At 60.7% G+C, this 2,539-nt stretch carries 1 protein-coding gene and 1 pseudogene; one reads left to right on the forward strand and one right to left on the reverse strand.

All coding sequences use genetic code 11. The features are described 5' to 3' along the window. Positions 1–2,259 (forward strand): ATP-binding protein (locus tag AC1DT3_RS17740; RefSeq protein ID WP_477466555.1); only part of this gene is annotated, 2,259 nt, incomplete at its 5' end. A 75-nt stretch (positions 2,260–2,334) separates the two neighbouring features. Here the strand turns inward: AC1DT3_RS17740 and AC1DT3_RS17745 are convergent. After that, a pseudogene (locus AC1DT3_RS17745) lies at positions 2,335–2,539 on the reverse strand (crotonase/enoyl-CoA hydratase family protein); the annotation flags it as partial.

A 2,539-nucleotide genomic window follows, 5' to 3' on the forward strand; every position in this document is an offset into this window, starting at 1 on the left:
GCGATGATCAGCGATCTTGGAACGACGTCCTTGCAGCTGCATTTCGGCGGCGAGGTGTCCTCGGTCTTCTTCCCGCTCTACCTGTGGATCACCTTCGGCAACGGGTTCCGGTTCGGCCTTTGGTTTTTGCACGTCGCCACGGCGGTTTCCGTCGCCGGCTTCTTGAGCGTCATCATCACGACGCCGTTCTGGCGTGACGATCTCTACCTGTCCATCAGTCTGCTCATCGGATTGATCGTGCTCCCTGTCTATACGAGCACGCTCATTCGCAGCCTCTCGAAAGCGAAGGCACAAGCCGAGGCGGCAAACAAGGCCAAAAGCATGTTCCTGGCGAGCGTCAGCCACGAGCTGCGAACGCCGCTGAATGCGATCATCGGCATGTCGGAACTCTTGCGCGACACCCCGCTCAATGCCGAACAGCAGGGAATGGCGCAAACCATCCGTGGCGCCGGCCAATCCCTGCTTGCCCAGATCAACGGAATTCTCGACTTGTCCCGCATCGAAGCGGGCCAGATGCCGATCAGCTCGATCGATTTCGATCTGCTCAATCTGCTTGCCGATGTTCGAAGCATGGTGACAGCGGAAGCGCGTGGCAAGCCGCTGACCGTGACGACCCACGTTACCCCTTGGACGCCGCTTCGAATCAACAGTTCCAGGCACCATCTCCAAGAGATTCTGCTCAACCTCCTGGGAAATGCGGTCAAGTTCACGGAAACCGGAAGTGTTGTTCTCACCGTCGACTTCATCAGCGCAGCGACCAAGCCGGCCCTACGCTTCGAAGTAGCCGACACCGGGATCGGCATCGCATCTTCTGCGGTGGAGCGCATTTTCGAGAGCTTCACCCAAGCCGATGAGACAATCATCAATCGGTATGGCGGCACGGGTCTCGGCCTGTCGATCTGTAAGCGCCTCGTGGAGAACCTCGGTGGCGAGATCGGCGTCGAAAGCGAGCTTGGGCGCGGAAGCCGCTTCTGGTTCACACTCGTGCTGGGCCAAGAGCCGACGACGACCTCTCGCGCCGCGCCCAAGGCGCGCTCCACGAAGGCCATGCTGATCGGTGAGGAGGGACTCTACGCGCCGCGACTGGCCATCGGAGGAATGGTCCTCGTCGCTCGCGATGGTGCGCATGCGATTTCGCTCATCCAAGAGAGCGTCGACGAAGACGTCATCATTTTCTTGCCGGAGAGCCAGCTGCGGAACGCCGCGAACATCCGCAAGCTCGTCCCCCGTCGACCGATTGTTCTCATTTCATCAGTCTCTGACCGTGTGCCTGCGCCCGCCGATCTTCGACATTCGTTCGCGAGCATGCTGCCTGCCGATTTCACGCCGCTGGAAGCAAAGGATGCGTGGCTCATTGCGGAAGCCCACTACGCGATGCCGGATGCTGAGCCCGTCGATGAGGCGGAGATCGATTCCGACAAGCCGATCACCGGTCTGCATGTCCTTCTCGCGGACGACAACCGGACCAATCGCGCGGTCATCTCCAAGATCCTCGAAAAGGGGGGACACAGTGTTCACACCGTGGTCAACGGCGAGGAAGCACTCGATGCTTTGGAAGCCGATGATTTCGACCTCGTCGTGATGGACATCAACATGCCGGTGATGACGGGTATCGAGGCGGCGCAGATTCATCGCTTCGCCGCTTTGGGTCGCCGTCACGTTCCCATCATAGCACTGACGGCGGATGCAACCGAGAACATGGCGGCGATGACGGCGGCGGCGGGGATGGACGCTTGCGTCACCAAACCGATCAAGCCGGCGGCGCTGCTGCGGGTGATCACCGATGTCATGAAGGCAGTCCCCGTAGAGGAGCGTCCGAAGACCGAAGAAAAAGGCCAGGCCCAATCCGAAGTGGCCGACATTACCTCTCATCCGCGCTTCGCCGCCGCACGTTCACCCTATATCGACGATCAGGTTCTCGCCGATCTCGAAAAGCTCGGGGACAAGGAATTCGTATCGGGACTGATCCACGAGTTTCTCGCGGATGCCGAAGTGATCGTCCACGATCTGGCGCAATCTGCAAAAGCCGCCAGTAGCTCGCGCTTCCGCTCCGATGCCCATGCGCTGCAGAGCGCTGCCGCAAATATCGGCGCGAGGAAGATCCGCGATATGTGCCTGCAATGGCGCAAGATCAGCGACGAGGATCTTGGGAGAAGTGGGGCACAGCAGGTAGAGCTGTTGGAGGCGGCACTGGAGCGAACCCGCGCCGCCTTGTTGGAACATGAATCAGGTAGAGATGCATCGGGGCGTCTGAACTGAGCGCGCAGACTCCCCGATGATGTTGTGTGGCCCCCAGGAACGGAGCGGCACTTGGTGCCGCCATCGTCTGGCGGGTCATTCCGCTGCGATCGCGTAAGGCGCGAGGGCGGCGGCGAGACGCCGGTCTTGGGCGGCTGTGAGACGCKCCATCTTGCGAAGATCAGGCTCGCTCAGCTTCAAGGCAGCTTCGACCCACATATCGACCACGTCGCGCAGTTCTTCGTAGGTCACGGGGTTCACACGACGGCGAGCCCGGTAGATCGAGCTATGGGCGTTGTGC

The organism is Microvirga sp. P4_G7 (genome assembly GCF_056401005.1).